Annotated in this window: 19 protein-coding genes; 13 read left to right on the forward strand and 6 right to left on the reverse strand. The window is 73.1% G+C overall.

All coding sequences use genetic code 11. The features are described from left to right. Positions 1–119: 119 nt before the first annotated feature. A complete protein-coding gene (locus ACFV4G_RS04235; RefSeq protein WP_380436267.1) occupies positions 120–425 on the forward strand; it encodes an MTH1187 family thiamine-binding protein in 306 nt (101 codons plus the stop codon). Positions 426–451: 26 nt separating this feature from the next. Here the strand turns inward: ACFV4G_RS04235 and ACFV4G_RS04240 are convergent, their stop codons facing one another. After that, entirely contained in the window at positions 452–937 is a 486-nt protein-coding gene (locus ACFV4G_RS04240) for a DoxX family protein (RefSeq protein WP_380436269.1), read from the reverse strand. Positions 938–1157: 220 nt separating this feature from the next. Between ACFV4G_RS04240 and ACFV4G_RS04245 the strand changes: the two genes are divergently transcribed. The 3 genes from ACFV4G_RS04245 to ACFV4G_RS04255 all read left to right on the forward strand — a co-directional run bounded on the left by ACFV4G_RS04245 (position 1158) and on the right by ACFV4G_RS04255 (position 4094). Then, on the forward strand, positions 1158–1739 hold the full coding sequence (locus ACFV4G_RS04245) for a TetR/AcrR family transcriptional regulator (RefSeq protein WP_380436271.1): 582 nt from the start codon (positions 1158–1160) through the stop codon (positions 1737–1739). Between the two features lie 154 nt (positions 1740–1893). Then, entirely contained in the window at positions 1894–3336 is a 1443-nt protein-coding gene (locus tag ACFV4G_RS04250; protein WP_380436273.1) for an MFS transporter, read from the forward strand. Next, a complete protein-coding gene (locus ACFV4G_RS04255; protein WP_380436275.1) occupies positions 3333–4094 on the forward strand; it encodes an SDR family NAD(P)-dependent oxidoreductase in 762 nt (253 codons plus the stop codon). The genes ACFV4G_RS04250 and ACFV4G_RS04255 overlap by 4 nt, the downstream gene beginning before the upstream one ends. Before the next feature lie 56 nt (positions 4095–4150). Here the strand turns inward: ACFV4G_RS04255 and ACFV4G_RS04260 are convergent, their stop codons facing one another. Further along, the gene (locus tag ACFV4G_RS04260; RefSeq protein WP_380436277.1) at positions 4151–4318 is read right to left on the reverse strand and encodes a hypothetical protein; all 168 of its coding nucleotides are present in this window, start codon (positions 4316–4318) and stop codon (positions 4151–4153) included. A 182-nt stretch (positions 4319–4500) separates the two neighbouring features. On the opposite strand from ACFV4G_RS04260, the gene ACFV4G_RS04265 reads away from it, so the two are divergent. From ACFV4G_RS04265 to ACFV4G_RS04275, 3 genes are read left to right on the forward strand one after another with little or no spacing between them, the layout of a single operon-like run. After that, positions 4501–5421 carry a carbohydrate ABC transporter permease gene (locus ACFV4G_RS04265; protein WP_380436279.1) on the forward strand — a complete coding sequence of 307 codons (921 nt, stop codon included), beginning with the start codon at positions 4501–4503 and terminating at the stop codon, positions 5419–5421. Next, positions 5418–6302: a carbohydrate ABC transporter permease gene (locus ACFV4G_RS04270; protein ID WP_380436281.1), complete on the forward strand. Its 885-nt coding sequence runs from the start codon at positions 5418–5420 to the stop codon at positions 6300–6302. Before ACFV4G_RS04265 ends, ACFV4G_RS04270 begins: the two co-directional genes overlap by 4 nt. 44 nt (positions 6303–6346) lie before the next feature. After that, the gene (locus tag ACFV4G_RS04275) at positions 6347–7741 is read left to right on the forward strand and encodes an ABC transporter substrate-binding protein (protein ID WP_380436283.1); all 1395 of its coding nucleotides are present in this window, start codon (positions 6347–6349) and stop codon (positions 7739–7741) included. Between the two features lie 64 nt (positions 7742–7805). On the opposite strand, the gene ACFV4G_RS04280 is transcribed toward ACFV4G_RS04275, so the two are convergent. Then, on the reverse strand, positions 7806–8075 hold the full coding sequence (locus tag ACFV4G_RS04280; RefSeq protein WP_329927160.1) for a helix-turn-helix transcriptional regulator: 270 nt from the start codon (positions 8073–8075) through the stop codon (positions 7806–7808). Positions 8076–8182: 107 nt separating this feature from the next. Between ACFV4G_RS04280 and map the strand changes: the two genes are divergently transcribed. The 3 genes from map (at position 8183) to ACFV4G_RS04295 (ending at position 10213) form a co-directional block, all read left to right on the forward strand. Next, positions 8183–8950, forward strand: a complete 768-nt coding sequence (gene map / locus ACFV4G_RS04285; RefSeq protein ID WP_380436285.1) for a type I methionyl aminopeptidase — start codon at positions 8183–8185, stop codon at positions 8948–8950. 85 nt (positions 8951–9035) lie between these two features. Beyond that, on the forward strand, positions 9036–9728 hold the full coding sequence (locus ACFV4G_RS04290; protein WP_380436287.1) for an HAD-IA family hydrolase: 693 nt from the start codon (positions 9036–9038) through the stop codon (positions 9726–9728). A 59-nt stretch (positions 9729–9787) separates the two neighbouring features. After that, positions 9788–10213 (forward strand): acyl-CoA thioesterase, encoded by a 426-nt coding sequence (locus ACFV4G_RS04295; protein ID WP_380436289.1) that lies wholly within the window; start codon positions 9788–9790, stop codon positions 10211–10213. 5 nt (positions 10214–10218) lie between these two features. On the opposite strand, the gene ACFV4G_RS04300 is transcribed toward ACFV4G_RS04295, so the two are convergent. Beyond that, on the reverse strand, positions 10219–11517 hold the full coding sequence (locus tag ACFV4G_RS04300; RefSeq protein ID WP_380436291.1) for a YibE/F family protein: 1299 nt from the start codon (positions 11515–11517) through the stop codon (positions 10219–10221). Between the two features lie 195 nt (positions 11518–11712). On the opposite strand from ACFV4G_RS04300, the gene ACFV4G_RS04305 reads away from it, so the two are divergent. Both ACFV4G_RS04305 and ACFV4G_RS04310 read left to right on the forward strand, forming a co-directional pair. After that, the gene (locus ACFV4G_RS04305) at positions 11713–13206 is read left to right on the forward strand and encodes an alpha/beta hydrolase (protein WP_380436293.1); all 1494 of its coding nucleotides are present in this window, start codon (positions 11713–11715) and stop codon (positions 13204–13206) included. Positions 13207–13387: 181 nt separating this feature from the next. After that, positions 13388–15640, forward strand: coding sequence for a transglycosylase domain-containing protein (locus ACFV4G_RS04310; protein WP_380436295.1), 2253 nt, complete (start codon positions 13388–13390; stop codon positions 15638–15640). Positions 15641–15726: 86 nt separating this feature from the next. Here the strand turns inward: ACFV4G_RS04310 and ACFV4G_RS04315 are convergent, their stop codons facing one another. Both ACFV4G_RS04315 and ACFV4G_RS04320 read right to left on the reverse strand, forming a co-directional pair. After that, positions 15727–16326, reverse strand: coding sequence for a hypothetical protein (locus ACFV4G_RS04315; RefSeq protein WP_380436297.1), 600 nt, complete (start codon positions 16324–16326; stop codon positions 15727–15729). Between the two features lie 100 nt (positions 16327–16426). Next, the gene (locus ACFV4G_RS04320; RefSeq protein ID WP_380436299.1) at positions 16427–16975 is read right to left on the reverse strand and encodes an RBBP9/YdeN family alpha/beta hydrolase; all 549 of its coding nucleotides are present in this window, start codon (positions 16973–16975) and stop codon (positions 16427–16429) included. 209 nt (positions 16976–17184) lie between these two features. Here ACFV4G_RS04320 and ACFV4G_RS04325 point away from each other — a divergent pair, with 209 nt between their 5' ends. Beyond that, entirely contained in the window at positions 17185–17751 is a 567-nt protein-coding gene (locus tag ACFV4G_RS04325; protein WP_380436301.1) for a DJ-1/PfpI family protein, read from the forward strand. The last annotated feature ends 27 nt before the right edge of the window (positions 17752–17778 follow it).

The raw sequence follows: 17778 nt of genomic DNA on the forward strand, positions 1-17778 counted from the left end.
CGACCGCGGGTCTTGTGTGTGTGGTGCCCGCGGCCGGTTTGTTCTCTCGCTCGCGGCGGGGCCGCGGCCGCCGCCCCCCCCCCCCCCCGCGACCAGTGCCGTTCGAGAGGAGTGCAGCCGTGATCGCTGCGTTTTCGGTCACCCCGTTGGGCATCGGCGAGGACGTGGGGGAGGCGGTCGCCGCCGCCGTCCGCGTCGTGCGGGCGAGCGGGCTGCCCAACCGCACGGACGCGATGTTCACCAGCGTCGAGGGGGAGTGGGACGAGGTGATGCCGGTGATCAGGGCGGCGATCGAGGCGGTGAAGGCCTACAGCGGCCGGGTGAGCACGGTCATCAAGATCGACGACCGGGCCGGCGTCACCGACGGCCTCACCGCCAAGGTCGCGTCCGTCGAACGGCACCTCGCGGAGGGGGAGCGGTCCTAGCCCGGCCGGCACCTCGCGGAGAACGGTCAGGGCTGGCTCACCCGGGCGGGCTCCGCCGCCGGCTCCGTGGCGTGGTCGGCGGCCTGGGCCCGGCCCGGCAGCAGCCGGTCCAGGGCGTACGGGCCGGAGCCGATGGCGGCGATGGCGAGGAACGCCCAGCAGAACATGACGGACGGCTCGCCGCCGTTCTGCAGCGGGAGCAGCGCGTGCTGCTGGTGGACGGTGAAGTAGGCGTAGGCCATCGAGCCGGAGCAGAGCAGCGCGGCCCAGCGGGTGCCGAGGCCGACCGCGACGAGGAGGCCGCCGGCCAGCTGGATCAGGGCGGCCCACCAGCCCGGCCACTGGCCGAACGGGACGGTGCCGCCGCCCTTGGCGCCGCCGAGGACGCCGAACAGGGAGGCGGCGCCGTGGCAGGCGAAGAGCAGGCCGACGACGACCCGGAAGGCCGCCAGGGCGAGCGGGCGGGCGCTGTCGGTCACGGCGCGCGGGGTGGTGGGGAAGTGGACGGACATGGGGCAACGCCTCCTGGTGTGGGGGAGGAGGGGTGGTCGGCAAGGGTAGCTATGGTCTAGTCCACTTGACAATGGTCCGTCAGATTCCCCTCGGCTCTGGCGAATTCCGTCAAGTCGGCCGGCGTGCGGGCCGGCCGTCGATCGACAGGAGAAGAGTCGGACGAGCCCCTTGCAAACTTCTATATTGACCGAGCGGTCCAGAAAGGTTTAGCGTTCCACCATGGCGCGAACGAAGGAATTCGACCCGGACGCGGCGCTGCAGGCGGCCCTGGAGCTGTTCTGGCGGCGCGGCTACGAGGCCACGTCCATGGCCGACCTGGTCGAGGGGCTAGGGATCGGCCGCGCGAGCCTGTACGCCACGTTCGGCAGCAAGCATGAGCTGTACCTGCGCGCGCTGGAGCGCTACGGCGAGCAGACCGACCCGGTGCTGCTCGCCGAGCTCTCCCGGCCCGGGCCGGTGCTGCCGGCGGTCCGTGCGGTGGTCCGCCGGTACGCGGCGGAATCCACCGGGAGCGAGCGGGAGCGCGGCTGCTTCGTCGTCAACACGGCGGTCGAACTGGCGCCGCACGACCCGTCGGCCGCGCGCCGGGTGGAGGCGAGCCTCGGCCACCTGGAGGCGCTGCTGACCGCCGCGCTCGTGCGCGCCGAGGCGCAGGGGGAGCTGTCCGAGGGGCGCGACCCCCGGGCGCTGGCGCGGACGCTCATGGTGCTGATGCAGGGCATGCGCGTGATGGGCAAGGTCGCGGACGGGCCGGCGCGCGTGCGGGACGCCGCCGAGCAGGCGCTCGTGCTGCTGGGCTGACCGAGGTCGCGGGGTGGCGGCCGCGCGGCCTTTTTGTGTCCTTATTCTGAACCGAACGGTCTACATAGGGGGAGTGGTCATGAGGGGGTTGTCCATGCCGGGCTCTCGGGCTCCGGCAATGGCAGCGGCAATGGCAGCGGCAATGGCAGCGGCAATGGCAACGGCGCGAACAGGCTTCGCGCTGCTCGGCGCCGTCCAGGTCGCGCTGATCTTCACGCTCATGCTCCTCACCGTCCCGCTGCCCTTGGTGGCGCGGCAGTTCGGGCTCGGCCCGTCCGGCGTGCTGGTGCTGAGCGCGGCCTACGGGCTCTCGTTCAGCTCGCTGCTCCTGCTCGGCGGGCGGCTCGCCGACCGGTACGGCGGGCGCCGCGTGTTACGGGCCGGGCTCGCCCTGTTCGGCGCGGCCTCCGCCGCCTGCGCCGTCGCGCCCGGCTTCGCCGCGCTGTTGGCGGGCCGGTTCGGCCAGGGTGCCGGTGCGGCGCTGGTCGCCCCGGCGGCGGTCGCGGTGGTCCGGGCGCTGCACCCGGGGGCCGCCGACTACCGCCGGGCGATGGCGACGTGGGGCGGGCTCTCGGTGCTCGGGGCGACCGCGGGGAGCCTGATCTCGGGCGTGGTCGCGGCGTGGGCGTCCTGGCGCTGGCCGTTCGCCGTGCCCGTGCTGGTCGCGGCCCTGGCCCTGGTGCGCTCCGGTGGCCTGCCGCCCGCCGAGCCCGGTCGTGGGCGCGGGCCGGGCCTGGACCTGCGGGGTGCCGTCCTCGCCACCGCCGGTGTGTGCGCGGCCAGTTACGGCCTGGTCGCGTCCACCGACCACGGCTGGGGCACTCCCGTCGTGCTCGCCCCGCTCGCCGCCGGACTCGTCCTGCTCCTCGCCTTCGCCGCCGCCGAACGGCGCGCCGTCGACCCGCTGCTGCCGCCCGGCTTCCTGGCCGACCGCCGCCGCGCCACCGCGCTCGCCGCCGTCATGGTGACCGCCACCGGCACCGCGCTGACCTTCCTGTTGCTCGCCCTCTACCTCCAACAGGTCCGCGACTGGGACGTGTTGGCCACCTCGGCCGCCTTCCTCCCGTACGCGGCGGTGCTGGTGCTCGCCGGCCGCCTCGCCGCGCCGCTGACGGCCCGGTACGGCGCCGTCACGGTCACCGCGGGCGGCCTGGCCGTGGCGGCGACGGGCCTCGCCCTGCTGGCCGGCCTCGCACCCGGCAGCGGGTACGCCGTCGGGCTGCTGCCCGGCCTGCTCCTCCTGCCCGCCGGGGCCGGACCGGCCTTCGCCGGCGCGGCCGTCCTCGCCACCGGCGGGGTGCCGCCCGAGCGGACCGGCCTCGCCGCCGGCCTGTTCAACACGGCGATGGAACTCGGCCCCACGGCCGGCGTCGCCGCCCTGATGGCGCTCGCCGCCACCCGGCCGACCGTCGTCGGCGGCTACGCGGCGGCCTTCGCGGCCGGCGCCGCCGCCCTGGCGCTCACCGGCGCCGCGGTCGCGACGCTGCCCCGCACCACCCGCACCACCCGCACCACCCGAAACCCCCGAACTACCCGAACCACCCGCACTGCCACATCATCCGAAAGCACGATCCACATCAAGGAGTTCACGTCATGAGCAAGCGCTTCGCCGACCGCGCCGTCCTCGTCACCGGAGGCGGCACCGGCATCGGTCGCGCGGTCGCGCTCGCCTTCGCCCGGGAGGGCGCCCGGGTCGCCGTCGCGGGCCGCACCGGGGGCCCGCTCGCCGAGACCGTCGAGCTGATCGAGCGCGAGGGCGGCAAGGCCGTCGCGCTCACCGGCGACGTCACGGACGGCGCGGACGCGGCCCGGCTGGTCCGTGAGACCGTCGAGCACCTCGGCGCACTGGACGTCGCCGTCAACAACGCGGGCGTGTTCGGCGGCGCCGGCCCGGTCGCCGACATCGACGAGGCCGAGTGGGACCGCGTCATCGGCATCAACCTGACCGGCACCTTCCTCGCGATGAAGCACCAGATCGCCCACCTGCGCGCCAACGGCGGCGGCGCGATCGTCAACATCTCCTCCAACATCGGCGTGCACCAGCGCGTCGCCGGCCTCGGTGCCTATGCCGCCAGCAAGGCCGCCGTCACCGCGATCACCCGGGCCGCCGCCCGCGACCACATCGCGGACGGCGTGCGGATCAACCTGGTGAGCCCCGGCCCGGTGGAGACGACGATGTCCACCCGCCCCGGGGAGAGCGCCGCGGACAAGGCCGAGCGGATGAAGGACGCCGTCCCGCTGGGCCGGACGGGTTCGGTCGAGGAGGCCGCCGCCGCGGTCCTCTACCTCGCCTCGTCCGAGGCCGGGTACACCGTCGGCGCCGACCTCGTCCTCGACGGCGGCGTCACGGCCTGACGAGCGCACCACGGCCCAACGGTCCGGCCACGCCGGGCCGTTGGGCCGCAGCATTTTCAAAGCGCGTTCAACGCTTCCTCCGTACGGGCCCTGGCCGCGATGAGGTCGTCCTCGATCACGAGCGCCAGTGCGTTCCGGCCGGGCCTGACGAACGCCCAGGCGCCCTCCCGCCCCCGCAAGGTTTCGGCCATTCCGGCCCGCACGTCGACGATCCCGTCGTTCACGTGGGAACCGTACGCCGCACCACCGACGGCCCGAACGCTGCTCCGCGCACGACCGTCCGGATTTGACGCGAACGCGTAATCCCGTGGTCACCGGTTGATCACCGCAGGGTTCCCGGCGCGTCGCACGGGCAGGACACGGTTTCGGCCGGAACCGACATCACGAAAGGCGGACGCGCTCACCCATGCCGACCGCACCGCACCCCGCGCCCCACCCGCGGCGCAGCCGCCGCTGGGGCGAGCACGGCCTCGCCTGGGCCTTCCTGCTGCCCTCGCTGGCCGTCTTCGTCCTGTTCATCGGCTACCCGCTGGGGCGGACCCTCTACCTGAGCGCCCACGCCAACGACCTGTTCGGCGCGCCCTCCCGCTACGTCGGGTTTCAGCACTACACCGACCTGCTGAGCTCCGCCGACTTCGGCCGCACGCTGGTCACCACCGCCCTGTTCACGCTGCTCACCGTCGTGCCCGGGGTCCTCGGCGCGCTCGTGCTGGTGCTGCTCCTGGAGAACCGGATCCGCGGTGTGCGGCTGCTGCGCTCCGCGTTCGCGCTGCCGTTCGCCTTCTCGGTGGCCAGCGCGTCCGTGGTCTTCGCGGTGTTCTTCAACCCCGCGAGCGGGGTGATCAACGGTCTGCTCTCGCACGTCGGCCTCGGCCCGGTGGGCTGGCTCACCGACGACCGGTACGCGCTGGTGTCCGTCGCCGCCACGACCGTGTGGATGAACCTCGGCTACAACGTCCTGGTGCTCTCGGCCGGCGTCGGCTCGATCCCCGGCGAGATCATGGAGGCGGCGCGGCTGGACGGTGCGACCGGCCTGCGGCTGGCCCGTTCGATCACCGTGCCGATGCTCGGCCCGCACCTGTTCTTCCTCACCGTGGTCTCCACCGTCCACTCGCTGCAGAGCTTCGGCCAGATCCACATCCTCACCAAGGGCGGTCCGGACGGCGCCACGCGCACGCTCGTCTACTCCGTGTACGAGAAGGCGTTCGCGTACGGCTCCAGCGACTTCGGCACCGCGAGCGCGCAGGCCGTCGTGCTGCTCCTGGTCGTCCTCGCCTGCACGGCCGTCCAGTTCGGCGTCCTGGAGCGGAAGGTGCACTACGCATGACCACTGTCGTCACGGAGGCCGCCGAGCCCCGTCGCCGCACGGGCGTCCTGGCCGGCCGGTCCCCGCGCGAGCTGCTCGCCCGCGCCGCCGTCTACCTGGTGCTCGCCGTCGCCGTCGTCACCGTGGCCTTCCCGGTGTACTACGCGGTGGCCGGCGCCTTCATGGGCCCGTCCGAACTCTCCTCGTACCCGCCGGCGCTGGTGCCCCACTCCGTCACCGGGCGGAACTTCTCCGGCGCCGTCGAGACCATCCCGCTGGCCCGCCAGTACGCCAACTCGGCGATCACGGCGACGGCCATCACCCTGGCCCAGCTGTTCACCTCGATCCTGGCCGCGTACGCCTTCGTCTTCCTGCCGATCCGGGCGCGGGCCGTGGTGTTCGGGGTGTTCCTGGCGACGCTGATGGTCCCCTGGGAGGCCATCATCATCCCCAACTACCTGACGCTGTCGGACTGGGGCCTCGGCAACACCTACTTCGGCCTGGTGCTGCCCTTCCTCGCCTCCGGCTTCGGCACGTTCATGCTGCGGCAGTCGTTCCGCCAACTGCCCGCCGAGCTGCGCGACGCGGCCCGGATCGACGGCGCCGGCCACTGGCGCTTCCTGTGGAAGATCGTCGTCCCGCTCAACAAGCCGGCCCTGGCGGCGCTGTCGATCTACGTGTTCCTGTCCGCCTGGAACCAGTACTTCTGGCCGCTCATCATCACCCGCACGGCGAACATGCAGACGCTGCAGATCGGTCTGACCTCGCTGCGCGACTCCGAGATGTCCGACCCCGGCCTGATCCTCGCCGGCGTCGTCCTCTCGCTGCTGCCGACCCTCGCCCTGGTGGTCTTCGGCCAGCGGTTCATCGTCCGCGGCCTGACCGCGGGCGCCGTGCGCTGATCAGCTCGTCCGTCCCTCCCGCACCCCACAGAGAGAGAACCCCCGTGAAGAAGAGTGCACGCGCGCTCGCGGCCCTGCTGGTGGCCGGCCTGTCCCTGACCGCCTGCAGCTCCAGCGGCTCGACGTCGGGCTCCGGCGGCTCCGGTGACGCGGCGGCCCCCGGCGCCCAGGCCCTCGACCAGGCATCCGGCGTCACCACCGTCGAGTTCTGGCACTCGATGACCGGCAAGAACGCCGACGTGCTGAACGGCCTGGTGAGCCAGTTCAACGCGGCCCACCAGGGCAAGATCGAGGTCAAGGCGGAGTTCCAGGGCAAGTACGACGACCTGGTCGCCAAGTACAAGGCCGCGGTGCAGCAGAAGGGCACCCCCGCCGTCGTGCAGGTCTACGACATCGGGACCCGCTTCATGATCGACTCCAGGCAGACGGTCCCCGCCCAGGCCTTCGCGGACAAGGACGGCTACTCGCTCGCCGACCTCGACCCGAACATCCGCAACTACTACTCGGCCGGCGGCAAGCTCCAGAGCATGCCGTTCAACTCCTCGATGCCGCTGCTCTACCTGAACACCGACGCCTTCAAGGAGGCCGGCCTCGACCCGGCCAAGCCGCCGACGAACCTCGCCGAACTCGGCGACCTCGCGCAGAAGCTGACCAAGAAGGACGCGAGCGGCCAGACGGTGCGCTACGGCTTCGGCGCCGCCATCTACGGCTGGTTCGTCGAGCAGCTGCTGGCCGAGTCCGGCACGATGTACTGCGACCAGGACAACGGGCGCAGCAACAAGGCCGGCAAGGTCGTCTTCGACTCCGCCCAGGGCGCGCAGATCGTCCAGTGGTGGGCCGACCTGGTCAAGAACGGCTACGCGGCCAACACCGGGCGCAACACCGACGACGCCCAGGCCGCGTTCAAGGCCGGCACCGTCGCGATGCACCTGGAGTCCACCGGCGTCCTGAGCGGCTACACCCAGGCGGCCAAGTTCACCGTGGGCACCGCCGCCTTCCCGAAGGTCGCAGCGGGCGACCAGGGCGGCCCGGTGATCGGCGGCGCCTCGCTGTGGATCAGCGGTCCCGGCCACTCGGACGCCGAGAAGCGCGCCTCCTGGGAGTTCGAGAAGTTCCTGACCTCGCCGGAGCAGCAGGCCGCCTGGCACAGCGGCACCGGCTACTTCCCGGTGAACACCAAGTCCCTGGACGACCCCAAGGACAAGGAGTGGGTGGCCAAGTACCCGCAGTTCCAGACCGCCATCGACCAGCTGAAGGCCACCAAGCCGACCCCGGCCACGGCCGGCTGCCTGCTGGGTGTGATGCCGCAGGCGCGCAAGGGCGTGGAGACGGCCATCGAGCAGACGATCAAGGGCTCGAAGACGGCGCAGCAGGCGCTCGCCGACGCGGCCAAGGAGCTGCAGCCGGCGATCGACAGCTACAACAGCTCGGTCGGCTGACGCCCTCCGTCGATCCGAAGGCGACGCCCGCCCGGTGCACCTGCGCCCGGGCGGGCGTCCGCGTTCACGCCGACAGCGCCTCGCCGTCCTCCGGCAGGGCGCAGGCGGCGGCGATCCCGTCGAGCGAGAGGTCGAGCGCGTAGGCGAGCGCGGCGATCGTGAAGAACGACGGCGTCGGCGCCCGGCCGGTCTCGATCTTGCGCAGCGTCTCCGCCGAGATCCCCGCCGACGCGGCCACCTCGACCATGCTGCGCGTGCCGCGCGCCTCGCGCAGCAACGCCCCGAAGCGCTCGCCGCGCTCGCGCTCCCACGGGGTCAGCGGAGTCCTCACCATGCTGCCGATCCTAAGCCTTCCCGGGCGGAGCGGTGTCCCTTTCCCGCCCTCGACCGTGATACAAATACCGGTATAAGAATTGGATTCCGAGAGGACGCCCCACCCCCATGGTCGAGATCAAGTCCGACGCCGCCCTCGCCGCGATGCGCGAAGCCGGCCGCGTCGTCGCCAATGCCCACGCCGCCATGCAGGCCGAAGCGGCGGTCGGGGTGAGCCTGCTGGAGCTGGACGAGATCGCGCGAGGAGTGCTGCGGGCGGCCGGGGCCACCTCGCCGTTCCTCGGGTACCGGCCCTCCTTCGCGTCCGTCCCGTTCCCGGCCGTCATCTGCGCCTCGGTGAACGACGCCGTCGTCCACGGGATCCCCGACGGCTACCGGCTGCGCGACGGCGACCTCGTCAGCATCGACTGCGGCGCTCTCCTCGACGGCTGGGCGGGCGACGCGGCCGTCAGCTTCACCGTCGGCACCGCCCGGCCCGAGGACACCGCGCTGATCGACACCACCCGCCGCGCCCTGGAGGCCGGGATCGCCGCCGCCGTCGCGGGCAACCGCACCGGCGACATCGGGCACGCCGTCGGCACCGTCGCCCGGAGCGCCCGCTACGGCCTGCTGGACGGCTACGGCGGCCACGGCATCGGACGCCGCATGCACGAGGACCCGCACGTGCCCAACGAGGGCCGCCCAGGCCGGGGCTACCCGCTGCGCCCGGGCCTGGTGCTGGCCATCGAGCCCATGCTCATCGCCGGCGGCCGGGACGACTACGCCACCGACCCCGACGGCTGGACGCTCCGCACCACGGACGGCGCCCGCGCCGCCCACATCGAACACACCGTCGCCATCACCGAGGACGGCCCGCGGATCCTCACCCTCCCGTAGGGCGACATGTCCGTCCGCTGAACGTCCGCCGTCGAACCGCCGGACGCCGGCGAGCCCGCCCCCGGTGCCCGGTAGTCTCGGCGGCGTGACCAAAGGCGTGATGTTCGACTTCTCCGGGACGCTCTTCCGCGTCGTCTCCACCGCCCGGTGGCTCGACGCCCACACGGCCGCCGCCGGCCCGGCGCTGACCGACCGGGAGCGGGCCGAACTGGTCGCCCGCCTGGAGGAGTTCGGCGCCCTGCCGGGCGGCGTGGCGCCCCGGCGGATCCCGGCGGACGTCCAGGAGGCCTGGGACGTCCGGGACTTGAGCGCCGAGCTGCACCGGAGCGCGTACACCGCGCTGGCCCGCGCCGCCGAGCCGCCCGCCGGGCTCGACGTCGACGCCCTCTACGACACGCACATGGCCCCGGCCAGCTGGCAGCCCTACCCCGACGCCGAACCGACGCTGCGCGAGCTGCGCCGCCGCGGCGTCCCGGTGGCCGTGGTCAGCAACATCGGCTGGGACCTGCGCCCGGTCTTCCGCGCGCACGGCCTGGACGAGCTCGTCGACGTCTACGTCCTGTCCGTCGAGGTCGGCGCGCAGAAGCCGGACCCGGTCATCTTCGAAGCGGCCTGCGCACGGCTCGGCCTCGCGCCGGCCGACGTCCTGATGGTCGGCGACGACCGCACCTGCGACGGCGGCGCGACGGCCCTCGGCTGCGCGTTCCACCCCGTCGACCACCTGCCGGTCGACCGCCGCCCGGCCGCCCTCGCCCCGCTCCTCGACCTCCTCCCGTGAGCCCCTGGTGACCGACGCCACACGGTGGCCCCGCCGGCCCCCGGAGTAGCGTGCCGACCATGACCGATCACGACTTCACGACGCGGGTGACGGTCCGCGGGTACGAGACCGACACCCAGGGCCACCTCAACCAGTCCGTCTACCTCCAGTACGCCGAACACGCCCGCTGGGAGTACCTCCGGGCCGCCGGCATCCGCCAGGCCGAGCTGGTCGCCAAGGGCGTCGGCCCGGTGGTGCTGGAGACGACCGTCAGGTACCTGCGCGAGCTGCGCGCCGGCGACACCGTCGACGTGAGCTGCGCGTTCGTGTGGCGCGACGGCAAGACCTTCCAGGTGGTGCAGCGCATCACCCGCACCGACGGCGTCGTCGCGGCCGAGGTCACCGGTGTCGGCGGCATCCTCGACCTGACGGAGCGCCGGCTGGTCGCCGACCCCCGCGAGGCGCTGCGCGCCGCCGCCTCCGACCCGGCGCTGCTGGGCCTGTAGAGCCCCTACGCGTGCCGGTGCCGACCGCCGCGCGCCGCCGCCCCCGGGTGGTCGGCCGCGGCGATCAGCGCGGCCAGCGCGGTGGTCACCGGCACGGAGGCGACGAGCCCGATGCTGCCGACGAGGGTCCGCGCGATCTCCTCGGCGACCAGCTCGCTCGTCGCCACGTCGATCACGTTGCGGTGCGCGATCGAGAACAGCAGGAGCAGCGGCAGCGCCGCGCCCGCGTACGCGAGCACCAGGGTGTTGACGGTCGACGCGATGTGGTCGCGGCCGATCCGCATGCCCGTCCGGTAGAGCTTGCGCACACCCATGCCGGGGTCGGCCGCGTGCAGCTCCCAGATCGCCGAGGTCTGGGTGACCGTCACGTCGAAGAGCACGCCGAGCGAGCCGATGACGAACCCGGCCAGCAGCAGGCCGCGGATCTGGATGCCCGGGTACAGGTCGTGGACCAGCCCGGTCTCCTCCGACGTGTTGCCGGTCAGGTGTGCCCAGGAGGCGAACACCAGGCTCAGCACGCCGATCAGGACGAGCGAGACGAGCGTGCCGAGCACCGCGACCGACGTCCGGGCGGAGAGCCCGTGGCACAGGTAGAGCGCGATCAGCATGATCGCGCTCGCCCCGACGATGGCCACCAGCAGCGGGTCCGAGCCGCGCAGGACGGCCGGCAGGATGAACAGCGACAGCACCGCGAAGCTGATCGCGAGCGCGACCAGCGCGGCCAGCCCGCGCCACCGCCCGACGGCGACCACGGCCACCGCGAAGACGCCCGCGAGCACCCCCATCGGCAGGTTCCGGTCGACGTCGACCACGCTGTACTGGAGGTCCGGCGGCGCGTCCGGCGCGTACGTGAGGACGACCTCCTCGCCCACGTCGTACTGCCGCGGCTCGCCCGGGTGCACGACGACGGCGAAGGTGCGGCCCTTGTCCGGACCGGTGGTCACCTCGACGGTGTCCTGTCGGCAGGTGCCCTGGTCGGCCGGGTTGACGGCGCTGCACGGCAGTTCCTGCACCTTGGTGACCCGGCCGTGCCGGACCTGCTGGTCGAACCCGACCCCGGTGCGCGGGTGCGACGGCACGCCGCCGGGCCACAGCACCACGAGACCGGCCAGGACGGCCAGCGCGAACGGGATGAGCACGGCGGCGATGATCCGGCGCAGGCGGGCGGAGACGGGCGCCGCCGGTCCGTGGGAGTGCCCGTGCCCGTGCGCTGCGGCCCCGGCCCCGCCGTGCCCGTGCTCCTTGCCGTGCCCGTCCTGGTGACCTTCCTGCCCGTCGTCGTGCTCGTGCGTCCCCTCGTCCACCTCACGCCTCCTCAGCGGTCGCGCGGCTGCCAAGGTCCGCCGCAGCCCCCCGAAATCATCGGCGCCGGACCGGCCGGACCACCGCAGTGACCAACCCGTGGGCGTGCCGCAGCGGCCGGGCGGGGGATTACCCTACCGGGGACCGGCCGGTTGGCCGGATGGGGTCAAGTGGCGTTCTGGCGAAGAATTCTGACCATGCCGAACACGAAGTCGAACCTCAAGCGGGCCGCCGCCGTCGCCGCGGTGGCCGCGCTCTCCCTCACCGCCCTGCCCGCCGCGGCCGCAGCCGCCGACCGTCCGGGCCAGGGCCTCGCCTGGACCTCCTGCCAGGGCACCGTCGACCCCCGCCAGCAGTGCGCCACCGTCACCGTCCCGCTGGACTACGCCGATCCGCACGGCGAGCAGATCACGCTCGCCGTCTCCCGGATCCGCGCCGCCAAGCCGGACGAGCGCCACGGCGTGCTGCTCACCATCCCCGGCGGGCCCGGCGGCTCCGGCCTGAACCTCCCGACGAACGCGGCCCGGCACCTGCCGCAGTCCGTCCTCGACCGCTTCGACCTGGTCGGCTTCGACCCGCGCGGCGTCGGCCGCTCGACGCCGGTCAGCTGCGGCCTGGACACGCCCGACCTCGCGATGGTCAAGCTGCGCCCCTGGCCCGCCGCCGACGGTTCGATCGACGAGAACCTCGCCACCGCCCGCCGGGTCGCCGAGACCTGCGCCCGCAACGGCGGCCCGGTGCTGCGCAGCATCTCCACCCGCAACGAGGCCCGCGACATCGACCGCGTCCGCCAGGCCCTCGGCGAGCGCCGGCTCTCCGCGTGGGGCACGTCGTACGGCACGTACGCGGGCGCCGTCTACGCCACGATGTTCCCCGGGCGCACCGACCGGGTCGTCCTCGACAGCAACGACGACCCGGACCCGTCCCGCGTCGAGCGCGGCTGGCTCGCCAACTTCGGCCCCGGTGCGGAGGACCGGTTCCCCGACTTCGCCAAGTGGGCCTCGGCGCCCGGGAACCCGGACCGCGTCGCGGACAGCCCCGAGGAGGTCCGCCCGCTCTTCCTCGACCTCGCCGCCCGCCTGGACCGTGCGCCGCTGACCTGGCCCGGCGCCAACCCGGCCGAGCTGAACGGCAACGTGCTGCGCGAGACGATGCTGCAGAGCCTCTACGCGGACGCCAAGTTCCCCGACCTCGCCCGGCTGATGCTGGCCGGTCTCGGGCGCCGTCCGCTGCCGGCCCCGGTCACGCCGCCCGAGCAGGCCGTCCAGAACACCATCGCCGTCTCGGTCGGCACCCTGTGCAACGACGTCGCGTGGCCCACCGACCCGGCCGCGTACGCCCGGGACACCGCCGCCGAGCGCGCCGCCCGCCCGCTCACCGCCGGCATGCCCGTCAACGTCATGCCGTGCGCGTTCTGGCCGTTCAAGCCCGCCGAGCCGCCGACCCGCGTCACCTCCCGCGGCCCGGCGAACGTGCTCCTCGCCCAGAACCTCCGCGACCCCGCCACCCCCTACCAGGGTGCCCTGAAGCTCCGTGAGGCGTTCGGCCCCCGAGCCCGCATGGTGTCGATCGACTCGGGCGGCCACGACGCGTACGCCGCCAACGGCAACGCCTGCGGCGACGCGGCCGTCACCGCGTTCCTGCTCAGCGGGCGGCTCCCCGCCGAGGACGTGACCTGCCCGGCCGGATGACGCGCACATGATCCACGCGTGCCAAACCGGGCGAGGGCCGACAAACCGTGAGTGATCGCCCCGGCCTCCGCCCGGACGTGTGACCGATCGTCTCGAATGAGTCGAACCTGTCGCGGTTTTGTGACAAAGCTTGGCCAACACCCGCTCCTCAGCGGCTTTTCGTGGCCGTAGTGTTCCAGCTATGTCACGGAAGAGCCGCATACCTGCCCCGGACCCCGGCGACACGTGGGTGCCACGACCCCGGCGCCGGGAAACCCCGCTCGGGCTGGTCGGGCACACGGCCACGTTCCTCGGCAGCAGTGTGCTCGGTGGCGTCCTGCTCGCGGGGATCGTGCTCCCCGGGGCCGGCGCGATCGGGCTGGGTGCGAAGAACGGTGCGGAAAGCTTCGAGAGCATCCCCGACGACTTCAAGACGCCTCCACTGACGCAGGCGACGCAGATCTTCGACGCCAAGGGCGGCCTGATCGCCAAGGTCTACGAGCGGGACCGCACGGTCATCCCGGCCGAGCAGATGTCACCGCTGATCAGACATGCCCAGGTGGACATCGAGGACGCCCGCTTCTACGAGCACGGCGCCGTCGACCTCAAGGGCATCCTGCGGGCCATCACCAAGAACGCGGAGAGCGGCGCCACCGTCCAGGGCGCCTCCACGCTCACCCAGCAGTACGTGAAGAACGTCAACGTCGAGAAGGCCGGCGACGACCCGGTCGCGGTCGCCGAGGCCCAGCGCAAGACGCTCGGCCGCAAGATCCAGGAACTCAAGTACGCCATCAAGCTGGAGGAGGACCTGACCAAGGACCAGATCCTCACCAACTACCTGAACATCACCTTCTACGGGCACCAGGCGTACGGCATCGAGGCCGCCTCCCAGCGCTACTTCGCCAAGGACGCCAAGGACCTCACCCTCCCCGAGGCGGCCATGCTCGCCGGGCTGGTGCAGAACCCGTCCCAGTACGACCCCAAGCTCCACCCGGTGGCCGCGCAGAAGCGCCGGGACACCGTCATCGACAAGATGGTGGAGAACAAGCACATCACCGCCGATCAGGCCCGGGAGGCCAAGGCCGCGCCGCTCGGCCTCAACTATCGCGACCCGCAGAACGGCTGCATCACCGCCAGGGCGGGCATGGGCTTCTTCTGCGACTACGTGCGCCACGTCGTCAAGCAGGACCCGGCGTTCGGCAAGAGCGCCGCCGACCGCAAGAAGCTGTGGGACCAGGGCGGCCTCAACATCTTCACCACCATGGACCCGGAGAAGCAGGCCGCCGCCCAGAAGGCCGTTTCCGACCTGGTGTACGTGACCGACCCGGTCTCGGCGGCGATGACGATGGTCGAACCCGGCACCGGCGACATCCTCGCGATGGCCCAGACCCGCCCGTACGGCCTCGCGAAGGAGAAGAACGAGACCGTCGTCAACTACAACGTCGACGCGGTGATGGGCGGCGGCATCGGCTTCCAGCCCGGCTCCAACTTCAAGCCCATCGTGGCCGCCGCCGCCCTGGAGGCGGGGCTGCCGCCCACCCAGTCCTACTCGGCGCCGAACCGGATGGACTGGCCGACGATGTCGACCTGCAACGGCACGTGGAAGAACCTGAGCAAGGGCAAGAAGGAAGGCACCATCCCGAACGAGAGCGCGAGCGAGGTCGGCCCCTACGAGCTCAAGGAGGCCATGGCCAAGTCGGTCAACACCTACTTCGTGCAGATGGAGCAGGAGATCGGCCTCTGCGCCGTCAAGCAGATGGCCAACAAGCTGGGCGTGACGGCCAAGGCCAGCGGCGAGGCGCTCCAGGAGGTGCCCGCGATCGGCCTCGGCACGCAGGAGGTCAGCCCGCTGACCATGGCCAACGTGTACGCGACCTTCGCCGCCCGCGGGAGGTACTGCGCGCCGGCCGCGATCACCCGGATCTCGACGGTCGACGGCAAGGACGTCCCCGTGCCCCCCGCCAAGTGCGACCAGGTGATGTCCCAGAACACCGCGGACGTCGTCAACACCGTGCTCCTCGGCGTGACCGAGAAGGGCACCGGCAAGGACCTCGGCCTCGACGACGGCCGCCAGATCGCCGGCAAGACCGGCACCACGGACGAGAAGAAGTCGGCCTGGTTCACCGGCTACACCGGCAACCTGGCCGGCTCGGTGTGGCTGGGCAGCCCGGGCACCAAGGTGCCGATGAAGAACATCCGGATCGGCGGCCACTACCAGGAGGAGGTCTTCGGCGCGACCGGCCCCGGGCCGATCTGGCGGCAGGCGATGAGCGACGCGGTGAAGTCCATGCCGGAGGACGACTTCACGACCGTCTACATCCCGGACCCGCCGCCCAAGCGCGACCCGGCCGGCCCGAGCGGCAGCCCGTCCGCCTCCGGCAGCCCCGGCGGCACGACCCAGGGCCCCGGACGCCCGCACGGCACGCCCACACCCGACCACTCCGACGACGGCTGAGCCGGGCGGACGGCGGACGGCGGACGGCAGATGGCGGACGGAGGGCCCCGCAGGAGCATTCCTGCGGGGCCCCTCGGTCCGTCCGCCTACCGCGCCTCCACCGGCTCGCCGGTGTCCGGGTCGAGGGTGAACACCCGCTGGTAGGCGTCCGTCATGATGGTGATCCGGTCCCGGCCCGTCCAACTCGCCTGCACCAGCCGCCCGTCGCCCGGCGCGCCGCCGACGTCGGCCAGCGTCCAGCGGCGGGCGTCCCAGCCGCTGCCGGACTCCAGCAGTACCTGCCAGTGCTCGCCCGGCTCCGGCCCCGTCCCGTACGAGCGGTGCACCACGACGAGCGCCCGCTCGGCCCCCGCCGGGGCGCTCTCGCGGCTGCGCGTCTCCGCCGCCGACACCTTGTGCACGGCGACCGCGCCGAGCAGGAACACCACCCCGGCGGTGACCGTGACCGCCCGGGTGGCCGACCGCACGGCACTGCGCCGGTCGGCCAGCCACGCGGCGCCGATCATCGCGGCCAGCGCCGCGCCGAGCAGCGCCTCGGGCCGGTTCAGCAGGTCGGCGACCTGCATCCGGCCGCCGGAGCGGCTCTCCCACTGCCCCACGGTGTAGAGCAGGACGGCCGCCAGCCCGGCGCCCGCGAGCGCCCGCACCAGTGTGCGCCGCATCCGCGGCGTGACTCGTCCGCGCATCCCCCGTCGTCCCCCCGGTCGTCGGTGCGAGGGCTCCCGGAGGGGGAGCCTCGGTGTCGTTGCCCGTCTTCGGTTGCCCGTCTTTGGTGGCCCGCTGCCGTCAGAGCTCGGCGAGCAGTGCCCGGCCCGCCGGCCAGTCTCCCAGTCCGGCCGCCGAGTTGAGGTGCCCGTGGGCCCCGGCCTCGACGAACCGGGCACCCCACGCCCCGGCGAACTCCCGCGCCCGATCGGTCGTCACCCACGGGTCGTCGGTGCTGGCGACCACCACCGCGGGGAACGGGAACGGCGCCAGCGCCACCGGGCGGAAGCCGGCCAGCACCGGGACGTCGGCGTTGTCGATGTCGGCGGGCGCGACCAGCAGCGCACCCCGCACGGCGGCCGTCCGCTCCGCGGCGGCACCGGCCACCCAGCGCGCCGCCGTGATGCAGCCGAGGCTGTGCGCGACGAGCACCACGGGCCCCGCCGCCGCGGCCTCCGCGACCGCGGCGTCCACCCGGGCCACCCAGTCCCCGGCCTCCGGCCGGTCCCAGTCGGCCTGCTGGACCCGACGGAACGCCTCCGGCTCGGCCTCTTCCCACCGGGTCTGCCAGTGCTCGGGCCCCGAGTTCTCGTAGCCCGCCAGGACGAGGTAGGTGGTGCGGTCCGACATGTGACTCCTTGGAACGTGGTTCGTGCGGTGAGGAGTCTAGGACGGCCAGGGCCCGGCGCGCACGGCCCTTTCGGGGCGCGCGAGAACCGTCACGCGCCGCAGTTCACCCGGTGCGCCCTGTTGCGAACGCCGCGGCGGGTGCGGGAGGTTGTACCGGGCCCGCGGCCCGTTTCGTGCCTGACGATCGATCACACGGAGGGATGTCGGCGATGACATCGAAGATCCTGCTCGTCACCGGGGACGCCGCCGAGTCGCTGGAGGTGCTCTACCCGTACCAGCGGCTGCGCGAGGAGGGCTACCAGGTCGACATCGCGGCGCCGACGAAGAAGCGCCTCCAGTTCGTCGTGCACGACTTCGTCGACGGCTTCGACACCTACACGGAGAAATCGGGCTACACCTGGCCCGCGGACGTCGCCTTCGCCGACGTCGACCCGGCCGACTACGTGGCGCTCGTGATCCCCGGCGGCCGGGCCCCCGAGTACCTGCGCAACGACCCCGAGGTGCAGCGCATCGTCCGCCACTTCTTCGCGGGCGACAAGCCGGTCGCGCAGATCTGCCACGGCCCGCTGATCAGCGCCGCCACCGGCGACCTCGCCGGCCGCCGCAGCTCCGCCTACCCCGCGCTCGCCCCGGACGTGAAGGCCGCGGGCGCCGAGTTCGTCGACGCCGAGGCCGTCGTGGACGGCGTGGTCGTCTCCGCCCGCGCCTGGCCCGACCACCCCGCCTGGCTCCGCGCCTTCATCGAGGTCCTCCGCACGAAGGCCCCCGCCTCCTGACCTGCGCCCCCGCCGCGCCCCCGCCCC

It is taken from the genome of Kitasatospora sp. NPDC059747 (assembly GCF_042732955.1).
Lineage (GTDB): Bacteria > Actinomycetota > Actinomycetes > Streptomycetales > Streptomycetaceae > Kitasatospora.

What these genes read in the sequence shown, in the direction of transcription:
- ACFV4G_RS04295 (WP_380436289.1), top strand. Translation starts at nt 9,788, where the DNA reads ATGACCGATCACGACTTCACGACGCGGGTGACGGTCCGCGGGTACGAG.
- map (WP_380436285.1), top strand. Translation starts at nt 8,183, where the DNA reads ATGGTCGAGATCAAGTCCGACGCCGCCCTCGCCGCGATGCGCGAAGCC.
- ACFV4G_RS04325 (WP_380436301.1), top strand. Translation starts at nt 17,185, where the DNA reads ATGACATCGAAGATCCTGCTCGTCACCGGGGACGCCGCCGAGTCGCTG.
- ACFV4G_RS04255 (WP_380436275.1), top strand. Translation starts at nt 3,333, where the DNA reads ATGAGCAAGCGCTTCGCCGACCGCGCCGTCCTCGTCACCGGAGGCGGC.
- ACFV4G_RS04315 (WP_380436297.1), bottom strand. Translation starts at nt 16,326, where the DNA reads ATGCGCGGACGAGTCACGCCGCGGATGCGGCGCACACTGGTGCGGGCG.
- ACFV4G_RS04310 (WP_380436295.1), top strand. Translation starts at nt 13,388, where the DNA reads ATGTCACGGAAGAGCCGCATACCTGCCCCGGACCCCGGCGACACGTGG.
- ACFV4G_RS04250 (WP_380436273.1), top strand. Translation starts at nt 1,894, where the DNA reads ATGGCAACGGCGCGAACAGGCTTCGCGCTGCTCGGCGCCGTCCAGGTC.
- ACFV4G_RS04265 (WP_380436279.1), top strand. Translation starts at nt 4,501, where the DNA reads ATGCCGACCGCACCGCACCCCGCGCCCCACCCGCGGCGCAGCCGCCGC.
- ACFV4G_RS04320 (WP_380436299.1), bottom strand. Translation starts at nt 16,975, where the DNA reads ATGTCGGACCGCACCACCTACCTCGTCCTGGCGGGCTACGAGAACTCG.
- ACFV4G_RS04305 (WP_380436293.1), top strand. Translation starts at nt 11,713, where the DNA reads ATGCCGAACACGAAGTCGAACCTCAAGCGGGCCGCCGCCGTCGCCGCG.
- ACFV4G_RS04280 (WP_329927160.1), bottom strand. Translation starts at nt 8,075, where the DNA reads ATGGTGAGGACTCCGCTGACCCCGTGGGAGCGCGAGCGCGGCGAGCGC.
- ACFV4G_RS04245 (WP_380436271.1), top strand. Translation starts at nt 1,158, where the DNA reads ATGGCGCGAACGAAGGAATTCGACCCGGACGCGGCGCTGCAGGCGGCC.
- ACFV4G_RS04240 (WP_380436269.1), bottom strand. Translation starts at nt 937, where the DNA reads ATGTCCGTCCACTTCCCCACCACCCCGCGCGCCGTGACCGACAGCGCC.
- ACFV4G_RS04270 (WP_380436281.1), top strand. Translation starts at nt 5,418, where the DNA reads ATGACCACTGTCGTCACGGAGGCCGCCGAGCCCCGTCGCCGCACGGGC.